The sequence below is a fragment of the Streptomyces sp. NPDC053076 genome, from assembly GCF_044546845.1.
Lineage (GTDB): Bacteria > Actinomycetota > Actinomycetes > Streptomycetales > Streptomycetaceae > Streptomyces.
Map to the genome: position 1 here is coordinate 1,686,720 of NZ_JBITZL010000001.1, position 16,124 is coordinate 1,702,843.

The 16,124-nt window shown below is 71.8% G+C and carries 13 protein-coding genes; 9 read left to right on the forward strand and 4 right to left on the reverse strand.

Annotation, left to right across the window (positions count from 1 at the left end; all coding sequences use genetic code 11):
- Positions 1–278: 278 nt before the first annotated feature.
- Positions 279–1,253 (reverse strand): LysR family transcriptional regulator, encoded by a 975-nt coding sequence (locus ACIGYR_RS06880; protein ID WP_391837080.1) that lies wholly within the window; start codon positions 1,251–1,253, stop codon positions 279–281.
- Between ACIGYR_RS06880 and ACIGYR_RS06885 the strand changes: the two genes are divergently transcribed.
- From ACIGYR_RS06885 to ACIGYR_RS06895, 3 genes are all read left to right on the forward strand, one after another.
- Positions 1,252–1,590, forward strand: coding sequence for a YciI family protein (locus tag ACIGYR_RS06885; protein ID WP_399602020.1), 339 nt, complete (start codon positions 1,252–1,254; stop codon positions 1,588–1,590). The genes ACIGYR_RS06880 and ACIGYR_RS06885 overlap by 2 nt on opposite strands.
- Positions 1,591–1,837: 247 nt before the next feature.
- Positions 1,838–3,262, forward strand: a complete 1,425-nt coding sequence (locus tag ACIGYR_RS06890; protein ID WP_399602022.1) for a PLP-dependent aminotransferase family protein — start codon at positions 1,838–1,840, stop codon at positions 3,260–3,262.
- A 173-nt stretch (positions 3,263–3,435) separates the two neighbouring features.
- The gene (locus ACIGYR_RS06895) at positions 3,436–4,374 is read left to right on the forward strand and encodes a DUF6924 domain-containing protein (RefSeq protein WP_399602024.1); all 939 of its coding nucleotides are present in this window, start codon (positions 3,436–3,438) and stop codon (positions 4,372–4,374) included.
- 357 nt (positions 4,375–4,731) lie between these two features.
- Here the strand turns inward: ACIGYR_RS06895 and ACIGYR_RS06900 are convergent, their stop codons facing one another.
- Positions 4,732–6,198, reverse strand: a complete 1,467-nt coding sequence (locus ACIGYR_RS06900) for an alpha/beta hydrolase (RefSeq protein WP_399602027.1) — start codon at positions 6,196–6,198, stop codon at positions 4,732–4,734.
- A gap of 153 nt (positions 6,199–6,351) precedes the next feature.
- Between ACIGYR_RS06900 and ACIGYR_RS06905 the strand changes: the two genes are divergently transcribed.
- Together ACIGYR_RS06905 and ACIGYR_RS06910 are read left to right on the forward strand one after the other, a co-directional pair.
- The gene (locus ACIGYR_RS06905; RefSeq protein WP_399602030.1) at positions 6,352–7,275 is read left to right on the forward strand and encodes a MerR family transcriptional regulator; all 924 of its coding nucleotides are present in this window, start codon (positions 6,352–6,354) and stop codon (positions 7,273–7,275) included.
- Positions 7,276–7,701: 426 nt separating this feature from the next.
- Positions 7,702–9,285, forward strand: coding sequence for an alpha/beta fold hydrolase (locus ACIGYR_RS06910; RefSeq protein WP_399602032.1), 1,584 nt, complete (start codon positions 7,702–7,704; stop codon positions 9,283–9,285).
- Positions 9,286–9,566: 281 nt separating this feature from the next.
- On the opposite strand, the gene ACIGYR_RS06915 is transcribed toward ACIGYR_RS06910, so the two are convergent.
- Positions 9,567–10,166, reverse strand: a complete 600-nt coding sequence (locus ACIGYR_RS06915; protein ID WP_391837064.1) for a TetR/AcrR family transcriptional regulator — start codon at positions 10,164–10,166, stop codon at positions 9,567–9,569.
- 177 nt (positions 10,167–10,343) lie between these two features.
- Between ACIGYR_RS06915 and ACIGYR_RS06920 the strand changes: the two genes are divergently transcribed.
- Both ACIGYR_RS06920 and ACIGYR_RS06925 read left to right on the forward strand, forming a co-directional pair.
- A complete protein-coding gene (locus ACIGYR_RS06920; RefSeq protein ID WP_391837062.1) occupies positions 10,344–11,135 on the forward strand; it encodes an SDR family NAD(P)-dependent oxidoreductase in 792 nt (263 codons plus the stop codon).
- Positions 11,136–11,863: 728 nt separating this feature from the next.
- Positions 11,864–12,439: a hypothetical protein gene (locus ACIGYR_RS06925; RefSeq protein ID WP_399602036.1), complete on the forward strand. Its 576-nt coding sequence runs from the start codon at positions 11,864–11,866 to the stop codon at positions 12,437–12,439.
- A gap of 138 nt (positions 12,440–12,577) precedes the next feature.
- On the opposite strand, the gene ACIGYR_RS06930 is transcribed toward ACIGYR_RS06925, so the two are convergent.
- Complete coding sequence (locus ACIGYR_RS06930) at positions 12,578–14,269, reverse strand: hypothetical protein (RefSeq protein WP_399602038.1); 1,692 nt, start codon at positions 14,267–14,269, stop codon at positions 12,578–12,580.
- 81 nt (positions 14,270–14,350) lie between these two features.
- Here ACIGYR_RS06930 and ACIGYR_RS06935 point away from each other — a divergent pair, with 81 nt between their 5' ends.
- Together ACIGYR_RS06935 and ACIGYR_RS06940 are read left to right on the forward strand one after the other, a co-directional pair.
- On the forward strand, positions 14,351–15,268 hold the full coding sequence (locus ACIGYR_RS06935) for a GNAT family N-acetyltransferase (protein ID WP_399602040.1): 918 nt from the start codon (positions 14,351–14,353) through the stop codon (positions 15,266–15,268).
- A 455-nt stretch (positions 15,269–15,723) separates the two neighbouring features.
- Positions 15,724–16,092, forward strand: coding sequence for a nuclear transport factor 2 family protein (locus ACIGYR_RS06940; protein ID WP_399602042.1), 369 nt, complete (start codon positions 15,724–15,726; stop codon positions 16,090–16,092).
- Positions 16,093–16,124: the final 32 nt, after the last annotated feature.

A 16,124-nucleotide genomic window follows, 5' to 3' on the forward strand; every position in this document is an offset into this window, starting at 1 on the left:
CCTTGGGCTAGCTCGTCGCCCTCGCCGGCGGCTGAGGGTCGTTCGGCCAGCGGAGGCGACGACGCTTGGCCCGGGCGGGTGGCCGCAGGGATGTGACGGCGTCGCCCTCGTCAGGGAAGTGCGCGAACCTCACGGTCACGCTGAACCGTTCTCGACACGGCGCGTGCACACGGCGCGTGAACACGGCATGTGCACACGGCATGTGCACACGGCATGTGCACACGGCATGTGCACACGGCGCGTGCGCCACGCGGTCCGGCCATGGGTGCTCGCCTCGTTCACTGGTCGTCGTCCCTCAGGTGCCGGCCCCAGGAAGTGCGGGCGGGGGCGACCAGGACCAGACGTTCGTGCGGTGGCTGGGGCCCGACCGAGCGCCAGACGAGGTCCGGGTCCCCCTGCGAGCTGCTCGAGGTCCGCAGCGCGACCAGGTCGTCCCGTCCGATGAGCCGGTGGCGGTACAGGGTGTGACTGGTGTTGTCGTCCGGAACCGTCTCCGGAACCCAGCCCCGCTGACGCAGGTGTGCGAGGACGGCGGTCGCATAGCCGGGGGCGCGTTCCGGGGGAAACCACAACAACCGCTGTCCGGACAGGTCGGACCAGGTAAGCTGCGGCCGATGGGCGAGCGGGTGCCGATCGTGCAGCACGAGGCCCAGCGGCTCGTCGTTGATCGTGCGCAGCTCCAGGCCCACGGTGTCCACCGGGGCACGCAGGATCCCGAAGGCCAGGGCGCCGGACCGGAGCAGATCCCCCTGGCGCTGGGAGTCCACCTGTCGATAGGAGACGCTGAACCGGCTTCCGCGTGTGATGGTCTGCTCCGCATGAGCCAGGACCGATCGCGCCACCCCCCGGCACACGCCCACGGTCGCCACCGGAACCGCGGCGCGCGCCGCCGCGATGGACGAACCCAGCTCGCCGAGCGCCCGGTTGACACCGGCGAGCAGCAGAAGGCCGCCCTCGGTGAGCTCCATGCCCTGCGGCAGACGCCGGAACAGAGGCGTGCCGACGCGCTGTTCCAGCAGCCGTATCTGCTGACTGAGGCTCGGCTGGGCGATCCGCAGACGCCTGGCCGCCTCGGTGACGGTGCCCGCCTCGGCGACGGCGGCGAAGTACCGCAGATGACGCAGCTCCACATTCGGGATCTCGTCCATGCCCAGTTCACCGACTCCCAGCTGCGCCCATAGGCGCCAGACTATAGCGCCGACCACGAACTGGTCTTGGCGTTCCCGGCCGGGCTTGCCGTTGGCTTCAGGCATGTTCGTGATTGTGTTCAGGTACCGCGCGCCGCTGGAGACCATCGACGCGCTCAAGGATGCCCACTACTCCCATCCGCACGGAGTGTTCGCCAAAGGACTGGCCCGCTTCGCGGGTCCCCTGGAGCCGCGTACGGGCGGATTGGTCGTGGCGGAGGGCGAACGGTCGGCGATCGAGGCCGCCGTCGCCTCCGACCCGTTCGTCACCAGCGGCGCCGCCACCGCCGAGATCCTGCGGTTCCGCCCCACCTGGCCACCGGAGCAGGCCGCCACCGCGACGGCCGAGGACCTGCATCCGGCCCCCGCCACCGTCACCGCCCGCCCCCGCCCCGCCGGCTGATCCGACCCCACCCGTCGGCACGCGTCCGGTGTCGCCACGGAGCCGGCCGACCGTCGCGGCGTAGCCGGGAACGACCGACAGCAACACGTAGAAGCTGGTCGAGGCGCCCAGTATGGAGACGAAGCGCAGCAGCAACGGCCGGGTCAGCAGGGGCGGGCGCGACGGGTGTACCGGGGAGTCCGTAGTGGAAGTTCTCTTCACGGCATGACGCTAAGCGGCCGACCGGACCGCGGTAAGCTCCAGTTCCATGCCGTTGGAGTGGTCCAGTTGCCCGCCCGAACTGCTGCTGGTCATCGACCGGAGCGGCGGCCCGCCGCTGCGGGCACAGGTGGAGCACGGGCTGCGGGACGCCATCCGCACCGGCCGCGTGCGGGTCGGTGAGCGGCTTCCGTCCTCCCGGGAACTGGCCCGCACACTCGGCGTCTCACGCGGGCTGGTGCAGGAGTGCTACGCCCAACTCCAGGCCGAGGGCTACCTGGTGACCCGTCACGGCTCCGCCACCCGCGTGGCGGCCGGTGCCGCGGCACCGGCCGCGGTGACGCGGCCGCCCAGGACCGCTTCCCGCCTGCTGGCCGACTTCCGGTGGGGTGTACCCGACTTGGGCGCCTTCCCGATCCAGGACTGGCTCTGGGCCACGCGCGAGGCCGCCCGCGTCATGCCGAGCGCGGACCTCGGCTACGGCGACCCGCGCGGCAGCCGGATCCTCCGCGAGGTCCTCGCCGGATACCTGCGCCGGGTCCGCGCCGGGGCGGCCGACCCGGAGCACATCGTGGTCTGCAACGGCTACGCCCAGGGCGTCAACCTCGCCCTCCAGGCCCTCGCGGACGGTGGCGTACGGACGGTGGCCTTCGAGGATCCCGGCTCACCCGCCACCGTCGGCGCGTGCGCCGCCGCCGCGGGACTGCGTGCGGTTCCCGTGCCCGTCGACGCTCACGGCATCGACGTTGCCGCACTGGCAGCGACCGACGCCCGTGCCGTCGTCGTCACCCCCGCCCACCAATGGCCGACCGGTGTCGCCCTCGCCCCGGAACGCCGGCTGGCCCTCGTCGCATGGGCGAGCGACCACGACGCGATCATCATCGAGGACGACTACGACGCCGAATTCCGCTACGACCGCGAACCCGTGGGCGCACTCCAGGGTCTGGCACCCGACCGGGTCATCTCCCTCGGCACGGTCAGCAAGTCCCTCGCCCCCGGCCTGCGGATCGGCTGGATGATCTGCCCACCCGAGCTGGTCGCGGTGCTCACCGAGCACAAGCTGCGCAGTGACCGAGGCACGTCCACGCTCGACCAGCTGGCCCTGGCCCGATTGATCGAGTCCGGCCGCTTCGACCGCCACCTGCGCCGTATGCGCGCCACCTACGCCACCCGCCGCACCGCCCTGCTCGGCGCGCTCGCCGAACACGCTCCCGAAGTGCCGGTCACCGGCCTCGCGGCCGGCTTCCACGCCGTCGCCCACCTGCCCGGCGACGCCGACGAACACCACGTCGTCAGCACCGCCCGAGAACGGTCCGTCGGCCTCTACGGCATGAGCGCCTGCCGCGCCTCCACCGCCGCCACGCCCGCACAAATCGTCCTCGGCTTCGGTGACGTCGGCGAACGAGCCATCACCGAAGGCATCGCCGCCATCGGTCACCTGCTCGGCGGCCGCCCCGAGAGCCCGTCCCGGTGACCGCCGGGTGCCACCCCCCTCACCAGCCGAGCCCGGCGTCCCCCCGGCACGGTGCCGCCGAGGTACGCGGCGAGTTTCTCGGCGCGTGCGAGGTCGCCCCACCTGTCGACGTGGACGAAGACGGTGTGGCGATCGGCGTTCCCCACCGCGCCGGGCCCCTTCGAAGGAGCGTCATGACTTTTCCCGAGCTTCCCCGACCCACTCCGGGGCAACCGCTGTTGGTCTGCACATGCTACGAGGAGGGCGAGGCCCTCTGGGGCGGGCTGCTCGGCGAGATCACGGGACGCCGGGAGGGTGACGTGTTCGTCCTCGGGGACGGCGGGGTGCGGCTCCGCCTGGTCGAAGGGGGCGGCTGGGAGGCCCTGCACGGCGGTGACGTACCGGCGCTCCTCCCGGGAGGCGGCCCCGTGCCGCCGGTCGCCGTCCTGGCGGACACCTCTGCGGTCTACGGCGGCGGGCCGCTGCTGGTGGACCTGGCGGCGGCACCCGGGCGCGGCGTCCGGGCCCCGTCGGCCCGGCTCGGCGAGATCCTGGCCGCTCTGCTGGGCGGCGCGCTCACGTTCGACGCCCTGGTGCGCGAGATGGACACGTACGGCGTGTACCAGGGCGACGGCGGCCGGCCGGCCTTCCCCACGCCGACGCACCCGCCGCGCCGGTCCTTTCCTGCGCTGCCCGCCACCGCTGGAGCCCTGCTGGTCCGGACCTCCTTCGGAGACCAGGAGGGCTGGCGGGCCCTGCTCGACGAACTGGGCGGGACGGACGAGGACGGCTGGGTCGGGACGGACCTGGACCCCGACGAGATCGACATGGAGCACTACCCCTTGGGCGCGCTGGTCGTCGACGCCCCGGCCTTCGAGGGCCTCCAGCCGGGCCAGGTGCCCGCGCTCGTCCCGTCCGAGGAACACACCACGCTGGTCGCACTCGCCGACGCCAGAACCTTCGCCGAGCGCGGCCGACCGCTGACCGTCGTCGACCTGTACGACACCCCGGGGCGGTCCACCGTCCTTCCGTGCCGCGATGTCGGATCGCTGGCGTGCAACCTGGAGATCGGCAACATGGACTTCCATGAGTTCGTGGCCGTGGAGGGCACGAAACCGTGGTGGGAAGGGTGATCAACGGCTATCGGTGAGGGTGCCGATCCGGTCCCCGGCCCCGTGCCGGCAGCCGACGGCAAGCTCCTCGTGACCCGCGGTGTGCGCCTCCGGCGCATGACCGGCGCCAGTACGCCTACGGCAGCTTCGCCGTGATCATGACCCCGTTCAGCGCGCAGTTCCTGCTCGGCACCGGCCCCGCCCTCGCCGACGACCCGCGCGTGCTCACCCTCATGCCGCCCTAGGACACCGCCGCCGTCCGCGACCGCGCCCACACACCCCCCACCGACCGGCAACGACAGGCCCTCGCCACCGAGATGGCCGACTACCGGCGCCTCACCACCGCCCACGGGTGAGGTGGCCCGGGCGCGCCCGGGCTCAGTCGACGAGCAGGCGCAGGACGGTGGTCATCGCGCGTTTCACCGCGGCCCGGGACTCCTCGGTCCGATCGAGTGCCTCGAAACCGTGCCGGCCGTGCGGCACGTCGATGATCTCGACGGCCGCCCCGCACTCCGCGGAGGCATCCAGGAACTGCTGGACCGTCGCGGCGAAGGAGGGGTGTTCGAGCCCGGCCCGGGTGAGAACGGTCTCCAGCCGCCCGGCGCCGCGTACGGCGGCCACAGGGCGGAAGCGAGCGTCCACGGTCTCCCAGCCGGGCGGTGGGGCGAGCACCGGATACGTCAGGGCCAGGCAGCGCAGCCACGGCGGGGGCACGGCGAGCCAGTCCGCCGCGAGCAGGCCGCCGGCGGAGAAGAACCAGAGCGCGATCCGGTCCGGGTCGACCCGGGGATCGGCGCGGACCCGGTCGACGGCCTCCGCGACGTCCTCGGCGGCCTTCGCGTAGTCGGTGAGGGCGTGGAGCCGGTGATCGAGGGTGACGCCGACCGCCCCGAAACTCGCCGCGTAGCGTCCGTAGCCGAGGTAGAACGGCGTGTCCCGTGGGGTGGGCCGTCGGGCCGCGTCGACCGGGCCGCCATGCACGAAGAGGACGGCGGGCCGGGGTCCATCGGCCCGCGGGAGGTGCAGGTCGATGCGGCCGGTGCGCTCGCGCGGCACCTCGGGCGGATCGAGAAGGAACGTTCCGAGGTCGCCGGGACGTTCCGCGTCCGTTGCCTCGATCCGGTGGCCCTCCCCGGCGGCGGCCCGCAGCAGCACCTCGGCGAGCTCATCGGGCCGGGACAGCATCGGCCAGTGCCCGGTGGGGAGTTCGAAGAACGTCACGCGCGGTCCGGCCAGCTCCTTGAACTGTGGGGGGCCGGACCGGACGAGCGTCTCGACCATGTCGATGCCGGGTCCGTCGGCGGTGCACAGGACACCGGTGGCGGGCAGCCGGTGCGCTGCGCCCGTGAGCCGCAGCGGCTCGGTGAGGGTACCGGCGGGCTGCGGCACGGCCAGCCGGTCGAGCCGGTCGAGCGCCTCGGCGGACAGGCCGTCGGTGCTGCCCCAGCACTCCCATGCCCGTCCCCGGGGCGGCGGCACCGGTGCCTGGTCATGCCCGAGCCGGGCCCGTACGGTCTCGTCCCGGACGAGCAGCAGAGCGGGGTCGCCGTCCCGGGGCAGGCCGGCCGCGACGTACACGACGCGCGAGATCCGTTCCGGACGCCGGTCGGCGGCCCCGAGGACGGGGTGGATGCCGTAGTCGTGCCCGACGAGAACGACCTGCGGTTCCTCGATCCGGTCGAGAAGCTCCAGCAACTGGGTGACATGGGTGCCCAGTCCGGCGCCCGGATCGCCGTCGAGCGTCACCGGCCACACCTCCTGGCCCGCCTCCCGTAGCCGCCCGGCCGGCCCGTCCCACACCCAGTCGCCGGTGAAGGGACCTCCCACCAGAACGAACGCCGCCATTGCGCCTCCTCCTACGCCGTCACCGCGCGGCTTCGCGGTGGTCGGCAGGCTAGGAACTCCCCCAGGGGGAGCTTCAAGCGCCTTCGCAGCGGCCCCGGACTCCCTCGATAGGCTGGGCGTTCGGACGTCGGGACACCGGGGGAGGGACGCGTCGTGCAGCCGGACGGGCTGTGGAGCATCGGGGAACTCGCCGAGCGGGCCGGGGTGACCGTCAAGACCGTGCGGTTCTACTCGGACCGGGGGCTGCTGCCGGAGGCCGGCCGCAGCGGGGGCGGGCACCGGCGGTACGGGCCCGAGGCGCTCGACCGGATCCGCATCATCCGGTCGTTGCGTGCGCTCGGCCTGCCCGTGCCCGACGTCGAGCGGGTCATGGACCAGGACGAGGCGCTGGAGCAGGTGCTCGCCGGACGCCTGCGGGACGTCGAAGGGGAGCTGACCGCGCTGCGGTGGCGGGAGGCATCGCTGCGGCTGCTCGCGGAGTCCGAGGCCGAGGAGCGGGTCGAGCGGCTGCTGTTGCTCGGGGCGGTGGCACTGCCTCCCGGCACGGACGCCGTGGTCCGATTCTGGCGTCGGGTGCTGCCGGTCCGGCTGCCGGGACGGCTGGTGTCCCGGGTGCTCGACGCGGTGGTGCCCCCACTCCCGCCGGCGCCCGCCCCGGAGCAGGTCCTCGCCTTCGCCCAGCTGCACGCGTTCGTCCGCGATCCGCGGCTCGACCGCGTCCCAGCCCTGCGACCGGGGCCGCCGCTCCCGGGGCAGACCTACCGGCCGACCGTCCTGTACGAGGGGCTGGAGGAGGCGTACGGCCTGGCGGGTGCGGAGGCGCGAGGCGGGCGCCCGCCCGAGGGCGGGGGAGCGCTGGACTGCTTCGTCGCCGCCTACGCCGCGGCGCTCGGCACCCGGGACGGCGCGGCCTTCCGGCGGCGGCTCGTGGAACTGCTCGCCGCCGACGACGGGCCCGTGATGACGCGTTACTGGAAACTGGCCGCCCCGCTGCTCCCGGCGGACGAGCCGGCCCTCGGGCAACTGCACTACCGGCTCGTACTCGCACTGCGCGCCGACAGCGCCTCGACCCCCTGAACACCGGGCCGTACGGCTACAGCCGCCCAGCCACCAAACCGCCCAGCCACCCAATCGCCCAGCCACCAAACCGCACACCGCCCAGCCACCAATCCGCACACCGCCCAGCCGCCCGACCCGCCCCTGCTGATGCCAGACCCGTGGACCGTGACCGTCCGATGTCCCACAGTCGGAGAGCGGCCGCGCATGGTGGGTCGAGCCGGACAGAACCGGACGGTCCGGTGCCGGTAGGCACTTGACGTGGCGTGTGCCTCGCCGGGATCCGTCGGTGCGGATGGTGATCAACCCGTTCGGGTTCTCCTCCGCAGGTCTTTTTCCGCGTACGCCGGGAGTCGTAGCAAGTCCGCCCCGTAGAAGGATTCGCCCACCTCGGCGGACACGAAAGTCTCGTCCTGTCCTGGCAGTTGATCGAAAGGAACAGCCATCGTGCGGATAGGACGCATGGCGCCCTTGCTCGCCGTGGGAGTCACGGCAACTCTGGTTCCCGCCCTCGCCCCGGCACAGGCGTCGGCGGCGGAGCCGCTGACAAGATTCGCGAACCAGCAGCCCGCGTGGCACAGATGCGACACCTCGCAGCCCGCCGCGTTCCAATGCGCGACGATCAAGGTCCCGCTCGACTACGACCGCCCCGACTCCCAAACCATCAAGCTGGCCATCTCCCGCGTGAAGACCAGCGTCCCGGGCAAGCGGCACGGCGTGCTCCTCTTCAACCCCGGCGGTCCGGGCGGCGAGGGCCTGGACATGCCATTCATGATGAAGGACGTGTTGCCCAAGAAGGTCCGTGAGAGATACGACCTCATCGGGTTCGACCCCCGCGGCGTGGGGCGCAGCACCCCGGTCACCTGCGGACTCACGACCACGGAGCAGAACACCGAACACCCCTACAAAGCCGAGACGTTCAGCCGCGACGTCAAGTGGGCCCGGACGGTCGCGGACAAGTGCCGTGCCAAGAACGGTGACAGGCTCCCGTACATCACCACCCGCAACACCGCCCGCGACATGGACGTCATCCGCGCCGTCCTGGGCGAGAAGAAGATCTCCTACCTGGGCTACTCGTACGGCACCTACCTCGGTGCCGTCTACGCGCAGATGTTCCCCCAGCGCACCGACCGCTTCGTGCTGGACAGCGCGGTCGACCCGGCACGGGTCTGGCGCGGCATGATCCAGGTCTGGGCGGAGGGCTCGGAGCCGGCGTTCACCCGCTGGACGAAGTGGACCGCGCAGCGACACCGCACCTACAAACTCGGCGACACACCGGCCAAGGTGAAGAAGACGTTCTGGGACCTGATCGCCCGGGCCGACCGCACGCCCATCAACGACGGTGGTCGAAAGCTCACCGGGGACGACATCCGGGCCGGCCTGCGCCCCGCGTTCTTCAGCCCCGAGTACGCGGCCGAGGCGGTCGTCGAACTCAAGAAGGCCGCCGGCGGTCATGCCACGGCTCCCGGTCGTTCGTCCCTGCCGGACCGTCCGCAGGAACCGCGCCGGCCCACGGCCGCCGCCGGGCAGACGCCGGCCGACAACGGCACCGCCGCCTTCTGGGCCGTGGTCTGCGGCGACACCGCGGCTTGGTCGCACGACCCCGAGCAGTACCGGCGTGAGGCGATCCGGGACAAGGCCAAGTACCCGCTCTACGGTGACTTCGGCTCCAACATCACGCCCTGCGCGTTCTGGGACAAGCCGGCCGAGCAGGTCACCGCGGTGCACAACAACGTCGGCCTGCTCACCGTCCAGAACCAGTGGGACTCCCAGACCCCCCTCGTCAGCGGCCTCGGCATGCACCGCGCGCTGACGGGCTCCCGCATGGTGTACGTCAAGGGCGGCGAGGGCCACGGCGTCTACATGGGGGACCCGCGCGCCTGCGCCGACCGCGCCGTCAACGCCTACCTGAACAGCGGAAAGCTGCTGGCACGAGACGTCACCTGCAAGCCGCCCGTCGACCCTGGCACGGGCGTGCACCAGCGCATCGCCCCGACACCTCGGCAGACCCCGGGAGCGCCCCGCTTCTGACGGACCCCGCCGCCCCGACACTCGCGGAGTGCCCCCGCTGACGGGCCTCGCCGCCCGTCACTCGCGGAGCGTTTCTTCCGTCCCGTCCCGTCCCGTCCCGTCCCGTCCCGGCGCGGCCAGGCCAGACCAGACCGGGACGGGACACCGCGTCCCGGGGGCGGCGGGATCGGCGATTGATCAGTGCTGCTGGGCCGGGTCCTTCTCGGCCAGGTCCTTCTCCGCAGGTCCTTCTTCAAGGCATGTGCCGCGGCGTCCGGACGACGGCGCCTGTCGGCCGCCTCCTACGCCGGCAGGTCCTGCTCGGCCGGCTGGACGGCGGCCCCGCGGGCGAGCAGCAGGAGGGCGTCGACCAGGTCCTCCGCCGGGCTCCCGGTGGCCAGGCGCCGGAGTTGCAGACCCATCACCACGGCGACCGTGGTGGCCGCCAGGCGCTCCGCGCCCGGAACGCCCAGGGCGCTGAGGATCCGGGTGGCGAGCCGGTCGTAGGCATTGAACGCCTCCGCCGCCGCCTCCCGCAGCCGCTCGTCGCGGCCGGCGTGGATGTACAGCTCGAACGGGGCCAGATGGGCACTGTCCAGCGCCGTGCCGCACGCGACCTGGCCGGCCAGGGACGCCGCGTCCTCCACCCCGATGCCGTCCGTCTGGCACTGGTCGGCCAGCTCGGTGAAGTGCCGTGCCTCCTCGCGCACGAAGTGCAGCAGGCTCTCGCGCAACAGATCGTGCTGGGTCTCGAAGTGGTACGTCACCGAGCCGAGCGACACTCCCGCTTGCCGGGCGATCCGCCTGTTGGTGACCGCCGCGACCCCGTCCTCGCCGATGATCTGCAGGACGGCGGTGATGATGCGCTGGCGTGTCGAGGCGGAGGACGCGGCGTTCGGCATGTCAGGCATTGTTCCATCAACTGCCCCTCACCTCGGACCGTGTCCGGCGGCGGCCGATGCGGACGGCACCCGGTCGGAACCCCCGGACGGGGCGGTTGCCGTTCCTCCGCCTGTCGGTGGACAGGAAACCCTGCGCTCTCTATTGTTCGTTCGAACGAACAGATTGGGAGGGTACTCGTGCACATCGCAGGGGCGACTGTTCTGCTCACCGGGGTCACAGGCGGTATCGGCGGCGCGATCGCCGCGGAGATGTCGGCACGCGGCGCCCATCTGATCCTCACCGGGCGGCGACGCGAGGCTCTGGAACCCCTCGCCGACCGCTACGGCGCGCGGACGATCCTCGCCGATCTCGGCGACGACGACGATGTCCGGCGCCTCACCGAGGAAGCCGCCGGTACGGACATCCTCATCGCCAACGCGGCCCTGCCTTCCAGCGGGGACCTGCTCGACTACACGCCCGCGCAGATCGACCGAGCGCTCGCGGTGAACCTGCGCGCGCCCGCGATGCTCGCGCGACTGCTCGCTCCCGGCATGGTGGACCGTGGACGAGGCCACATCTGCTTCGTCGGATCACTGTCGGGCATGGCGGCCACCAAGTCGTCGTCCCTGTACAACGCGACGAAGTTCGGGCTCCGCGGCCTCTCCCTCGCCTTCCGTCAGGACCTGCACGGCACCGGCGTCGGCGTCTCCATCGTCCAGCCCGGCTTCGTACGGGAACTCGGCATGTTCGCCAACACGGGGTCGACCACGCCCGGCGGCGTCCGTACGGTCGCACCGCAGCAGGTCGTCAAGGGCGTCACGCGGGCGATCGAACGCGACGTCGCCGAGATCAACGTCGCACCGATCGAACTGCGCCTCCTCACCAAGATCGCGTCTCAGTTCCCGGGGTTCGCCGAACGAGTCCAGCGGCGCGCGGGGGCCGAGAAGACCGTCGACGCGATCGTGGCGGCCCAGCGGACGAGCCGCTGACCCGCTCGCCGGCCACAGGACGAGGCGCGATCAGGGCGACTTGTGTCCGGCGTCTTCGGCCGCCGCTGCTCCACACCGGTCGGTGAGCAGCGACGCCATGGACGAGCAGCCTCAGGACCGACAAGGGGCACCCGAGGATGCGGTGGCCGCGGAGACCGGCGACGGCCGCGCGGACCGCGGGTGCCGACTCCAGGCCGACTTCGGCGATCGAGTGCGCGCGCCGGTGGCGGTGTGGGACTGTGGTGCTTGGCCGGGCCCGTCGCCTTCCCCCGTGGCGACGGGCCCGGCCGCTCGTTCGAGGGCGCGGGCCGGCAGCGGTCGTCGCCCCGGAGAGCAGGGGCCGGCCACGGCAGCCCGGCAACGGCTGCGCGGCGGCCGGGGCGCCGGAGGAGGCATCGGCCAGACGATGGCCGGGCGCCCTGGGGATCGGGTCGGCCGGCGCGGGTGAAGGCCCGGCCACGGCCGTACCGGCGGCCAGGGCCAGGACGAAGGCCAGGGTCCGGCTGAGCGTCTGCGGGACATGCGGCTCCTCGGGATGCGTACATGGGTGGTCGCGCCGCCGCGACCCTAGGAGCGCCCCGCCGAGGAGTCCATGGAAACCTGAGGATTATTCATGAATCCGCAAGGCCGCGCGGAGACGAAGGGTCTGCTGAATCCGGCGTGCAACCATCCGCGAAACCTGCGTGTCTTATCCCATAACAGCATGACAGTCGACCAAGGGGGACATCATGCGACGAATAAGGGCGACAATGGCGGCGCTCGTTCTGGCGGGAGCCGGGCTGGTAACGGCGTCGACCGCGGCGGACGCCGCACCAGCGGCTACCGCCGGTGTCACGGCCTGTCCGACCGGCTGGGGCAGCGGAGCCAAGGGCGGCGCCGCGACGGGAGCCGTGCCGCTGGAGAACATCAGGACCGGCCGGCACGACTGCTTCGACCGCATGGTCTTCGACGTCCCCGGCGGCGGGTCCGTCGGCTACCACGTCAGATACGTCGACCGGCTCTCCCAGAACGCCACCGGCCGCCACATCCCGGTGGGCGGCGGAGCCGTGCTCGACGTCCGTGTCGGTGCGCCCGGTTACGACCCGGACAGCGGCACGCCCACGTACCCCGGACAGGTGGGCCACACCCTTCCGGGCGTGGACGTCCGTGGATACCGCACCTTCAGGGACACTCGGTTCGCCGGCAGCTTCGAGGGGGAGACGCAGATCGGTCTCGGCGTCCGCGCCCGCCTGCCGTTCCGGGTGGTCCAACTGCCCGACCGCCTCGTGATCGACGTGGCACACAACTGGACGGGCAGCCGCTGACCGTCCGGCGCACGGTGTGCCGGGCCGTACCCCGATGAGCGGGTGGAGCCTCCCGGCGGTGAGGAGTTCGCCGTCAGCCACTGGCGGACGACGCCGGAACAGTGCCTCGGCGAACTCCTCGGGGACGGCTCCGGTCCCTCACCGGTCTTCGGCACAGCAGCCGTCGGGCTCCAGGTGCCCGACGCTCTCCAGACGGCAGAAGCAGGATGCCTCGATCGGTACGTCCGCCATGGCCACCGCGATCTTCAGTTGCTGGGCCACGATGCGGGCCTCGTCCTTCTTGCCCAGCCGTACGAGGCATTCGTGGAAGCCGTGCAGGGCCCATACGTTGCCCGGGTGCTGAAGTGGGCGTGGCAGTGTGTCGTCCAGCCCCAGGTCGGCCCGGTAGACGGCTTCGGCCTCCCTCACCAGGCCCTGTTCGAGGAGCAGTGCGCCGTATGCGTGCCGGGTGGGCTGCATCCACCCCCACGGCTCGTCGTACGGAAGGCCGTCGTCCAGCTCGATCGACCTGCGCAGGGCAGCGAACGCGCTGTCGTGCTCGCCCTTGCGGTAGTTCAGCTCCCCGTCCAGCATGTGCGCGGCGATCGTCAGGATGTCCGCGCAGGTGTTGTTGAACAGCGTCCGTGTCTCCGGTACCCGGGCGACCGCGGCACGGAAGAGGGCGCGCTCCCGCTCGGCCTCGTCGATCCGGCCGGTGGCCGCGAGAGCGATGCCGCGCGCGTAGCGCAGCATGGCCGTGGTCACGCAGTACAGCCGCGGGTCCGCGGGCAGCGGCAGATCCAGGATGTCGTGCCAGCGGCCGAAGCGGATGAGCACGTGCACCCGCATGGCGAGGAAGCCCTCCAGCCAGTCCGCCATGGGCGGGCTCTCCACACGCAGCAATTCCTCGGGCACGGCCGCTTCGAGCCGGTCCGCCGTTTCGATCGCGTCCTGGTAGCGGCCGAGGAACATCGCACCGTAGATCTTGAAGTGGTAGTTGTGGCACCGGTAGAGGGTGTAGAAATTCATCGCCCCCGCCTTGGCGTGGAACCTCTCGTCCGCGGCGACCGCGTCGGTGTTGTCGGAGATCACGCGGCGGTAGTCGCCGCAGAGCACTTCGAGGTGTGAGGGCATGTGCTGGAGATGGCCCGCGTCCGGCACCAGACCGCGCAGCCGTTCACCGACGGTCAGGGCGGCCTCGGGAGTCGGGGACATCTCCATCAGGTGGATGTACAGGTGGAGCAGGCCCGGGTGCCGCGCACCCGCCTCCGTGGCGATCGCCCGTTCGAGCACCGACTTGGCCTCGGCGGTGCGCGCGCCCGGGGCCGGCCGGCCCGTGCGGATGTCCCACAGCTGCCAGGGCGTGAGGTTCATCAGCGCGTCGGCGTACAGGGTGGCGACGTCGAGGTCGTCGGCAGCGAGCCGGTGGACGGCCCGCATGCTGTCGGCATAGGCGGCGTTCCACATGCCGCAGCTCTCGGCGTCCGGGGCCTGGGCGCGTGGATAGCGCGCCGCCAACGCGCCGACGAGTGCCTGCTCGACAGGGGTGGCACCGGCCGCCTTCGCGTGTGCGCTGCGCACGGCGGCATGCGCACGCTCCACCGACCGCCCCAGCTCCTGCTCGTCGAAGGCCGCCCAGGGCTTGTTGTAGTTGGGCCCGAGCGCGTAGGCCAGGCCCCAGTCGGCCATGGCACAGGCGGGATCCGCGGCGGCGGCGGCCTCGAAACAACGGACGGCCTCCTCGTGGTTGAAGGCGTACGTCCAGACCAGCCCGCGGTCGAACCATGTCTGCGCCTCGGGAGACGACGTCGTCACGCGCCGACCGTGGCTGCCGAGGTCGTAGTAGGGCATAGGCCAAGCTCCTCAGGGCTGACGACCGGCGATCAACATACTCCCTTGATCCAATTCCGCGGCGGACTCTAGTTTGATCACATGACAGAATTCGGCATTCTTGGTGACAGCACGGAATGGCAGAAGGATTTCGAGCGGCGGATACGCGCCTCGTACACGGCGGCCGGACTCGATTCGGCTGCGGCGGAGCGCAGGTTCGAGGAAACGAGCGCCGGCATAGGTGACTGGACCGTCGCCGAGATCAAGGACGCCGGGACCCGAGTGGGACATGTCGCCGTGGCCGTGGCTGACGAGAGCGACGGCGCACTCGCCGGCCGGATCAGCGACCTCCACGTCGAGGAGCCCCATGCCGGCCGGGGGCACGAGCGGGCCGCCCGGGACTGGGCCGAGGCGTGGTGCACGCAGCGCGGCGCACAGCGCCTCGACGTACGGCTCACCGAACCCGACGGGCAGCTGTTCGCCGACTACAGCATCCGCGGGCAGATCAGAGCGCGCCGGGTGGTCTCCCCGCCGGAGCCACTCGACGGCGTCACCGCGCGGCCGATGACACCGGGTGAGTATCCCGAGTGGCTCGCCTCCGAGAAGGTCGCCTACGCCGGTGACATCGTCCGGGCGGGAGCCATGAGCCCTGAGGAAGCCGTGCGCAAGTCCGACCGCGACTTCGCGAAGCTGCTTCCCGACGGCCTGGCGACACCCGACAACACCCTGCTGGTCCTCGAGGCGGCGGGTGAGCAGATCGGCACCGGCTGGCTGAAGCACGGGTATCTCCCGGGAGTCACTTACGGCTACTCGCTGTTCATCCATGAACAGCACCGCGGAAGGGGGTACGGGCGGGCCGCGATGGTGGCCGGCGAGCAGGCCACGCTCGCGGCCCGCGACTCGATGCTGATGTTCACCGTATGGGGCGGCAACGAGGTGGCCATGAATCTGTACACGAGCGCGGGCTACCGAGTCGTCGAGGAAAGCCGTTCCCTCGACCTTCCCCGCCGTGCGGCCTGACGCGACCGACACCGGTCAGCGGGCTGCGGCAATCGAACTCTCCGACGCCGGCCGTACGCCCGTGATCGACCGGTGCTTTCCGATCCCGGGCAGCTGGATTTCTTCCTCTCCCTCCTCCCCGGCGCGGAACATGGTGTGCGTCGCTCTCGCTGCGCGTTCCGGCGTGCCAGCAGCGCGACACCATCCGTGATCCACGGGAGCGGTGGGAGTTCGACGGCCCTGAGCGGCTCGATGCCGGTATGCAGCGTGCGCTCGACGATGTCGGCCGGCGGTTCCACGGCGCGGCCTCCACTCCGAGGCTGCGGACCGGCCCTCCTTACCTGGGCGGTAATCGCGCCGCGCGACAGGACGCGGCAAGGTGAAGCCATCGGGTTCCGGGCCGGCGCACTCCGGCCCGGAACCCGGCCCAACCGGATCGCACACCGGACCACTTCGCCCAGAACGGGAGCCCCACCATGTCGATCTACGCTGCCGCCGTCACCCGCTACTTCGAGGCTTGGAACGCCACCGACGCCGACGCGCTCGCCAAGGCCGTCGCCGCGGCGTGGACCGAGGACGGCACCTACACCGACCCGCTGGCCGACGTGTGCGGCCACGAGCAGATCGCCGCCGTCATCCAGACCGCGCACGAGCAGTTCCCCGGCTTCGAGTTCAGGCTGACCGGCGACACGGACGGCAACCACCACATCGCGCGCTTCAGCTGGGAGCTGGTGTCCACCGCCGACGGTTCGGCGCCGGTCGCCGGCTCGGACGTGATCACGCTGGCCGAGGACGGCCGGATCACCTCCGTCCTCGGCTTCCTCGACCGGCTCCCTGAGGCATGAAGACCTGCGCGACGGTTCCGCGACCGGCACCC

Coding starts and splice junctions, on each gene's coding strand:
- ACIGYR_RS06885 (WP_399602020.1), top strand. CDS start 1,252: ATGTTCGTGATTGTGTTCAGGTACCGCGCGCCGCTGGAGACCATCGAC.
- ACIGYR_RS06880 (WP_391837080.1), bottom strand. CDS start 1,253: ATGCCTGAAGCCAACGGCAAGCCCGGCCGGGAACGCCAAGACCAGTTC.
- ACIGYR_RS06890 (WP_399602022.1), top strand. CDS start 1,838: ATGCCGTTGGAGTGGTCCAGTTGCCCGCCCGAACTGCTGCTGGTCATC.
- ACIGYR_RS06895 (WP_399602024.1), top strand. CDS start 3,436: ATGACTTTTCCCGAGCTTCCCCGACCCACTCCGGGGCAACCGCTGTTG.
- ACIGYR_RS06900 (WP_399602027.1), bottom strand. CDS start 6,198: ATGGCGGCGTTCGTTCTGGTGGGAGGTCCCTTCACCGGCGACTGGGTG.
- ACIGYR_RS06915 (WP_391837064.1), bottom strand. CDS start 10,166: ATGCCGAACGCCGCGTCCTCCGCCTCGACACGCCAGCGCATCATCACC.
- ACIGYR_RS06925 (WP_399602036.1), top strand. CDS start 11,864: ATGCGACGAATAAGGGCGACAATGGCGGCGCTCGTTCTGGCGGGAGCC.
- ACIGYR_RS06930 (WP_399602038.1), bottom strand. CDS start 14,269: ATGCCCTACTACGACCTCGGCAGCCACGGTCGGCGCGTGACGACGTCG.
- ACIGYR_RS06935 (WP_399602040.1), top strand. CDS start 14,351: ATGACAGAATTCGGCATTCTTGGTGACAGCACGGAATGGCAGAAGGAT.
- ACIGYR_RS06940 (WP_399602042.1), top strand. CDS start 15,724: ATGTCGATCTACGCTGCCGCCGTCACCCGCTACTTCGAGGCTTGGAAC.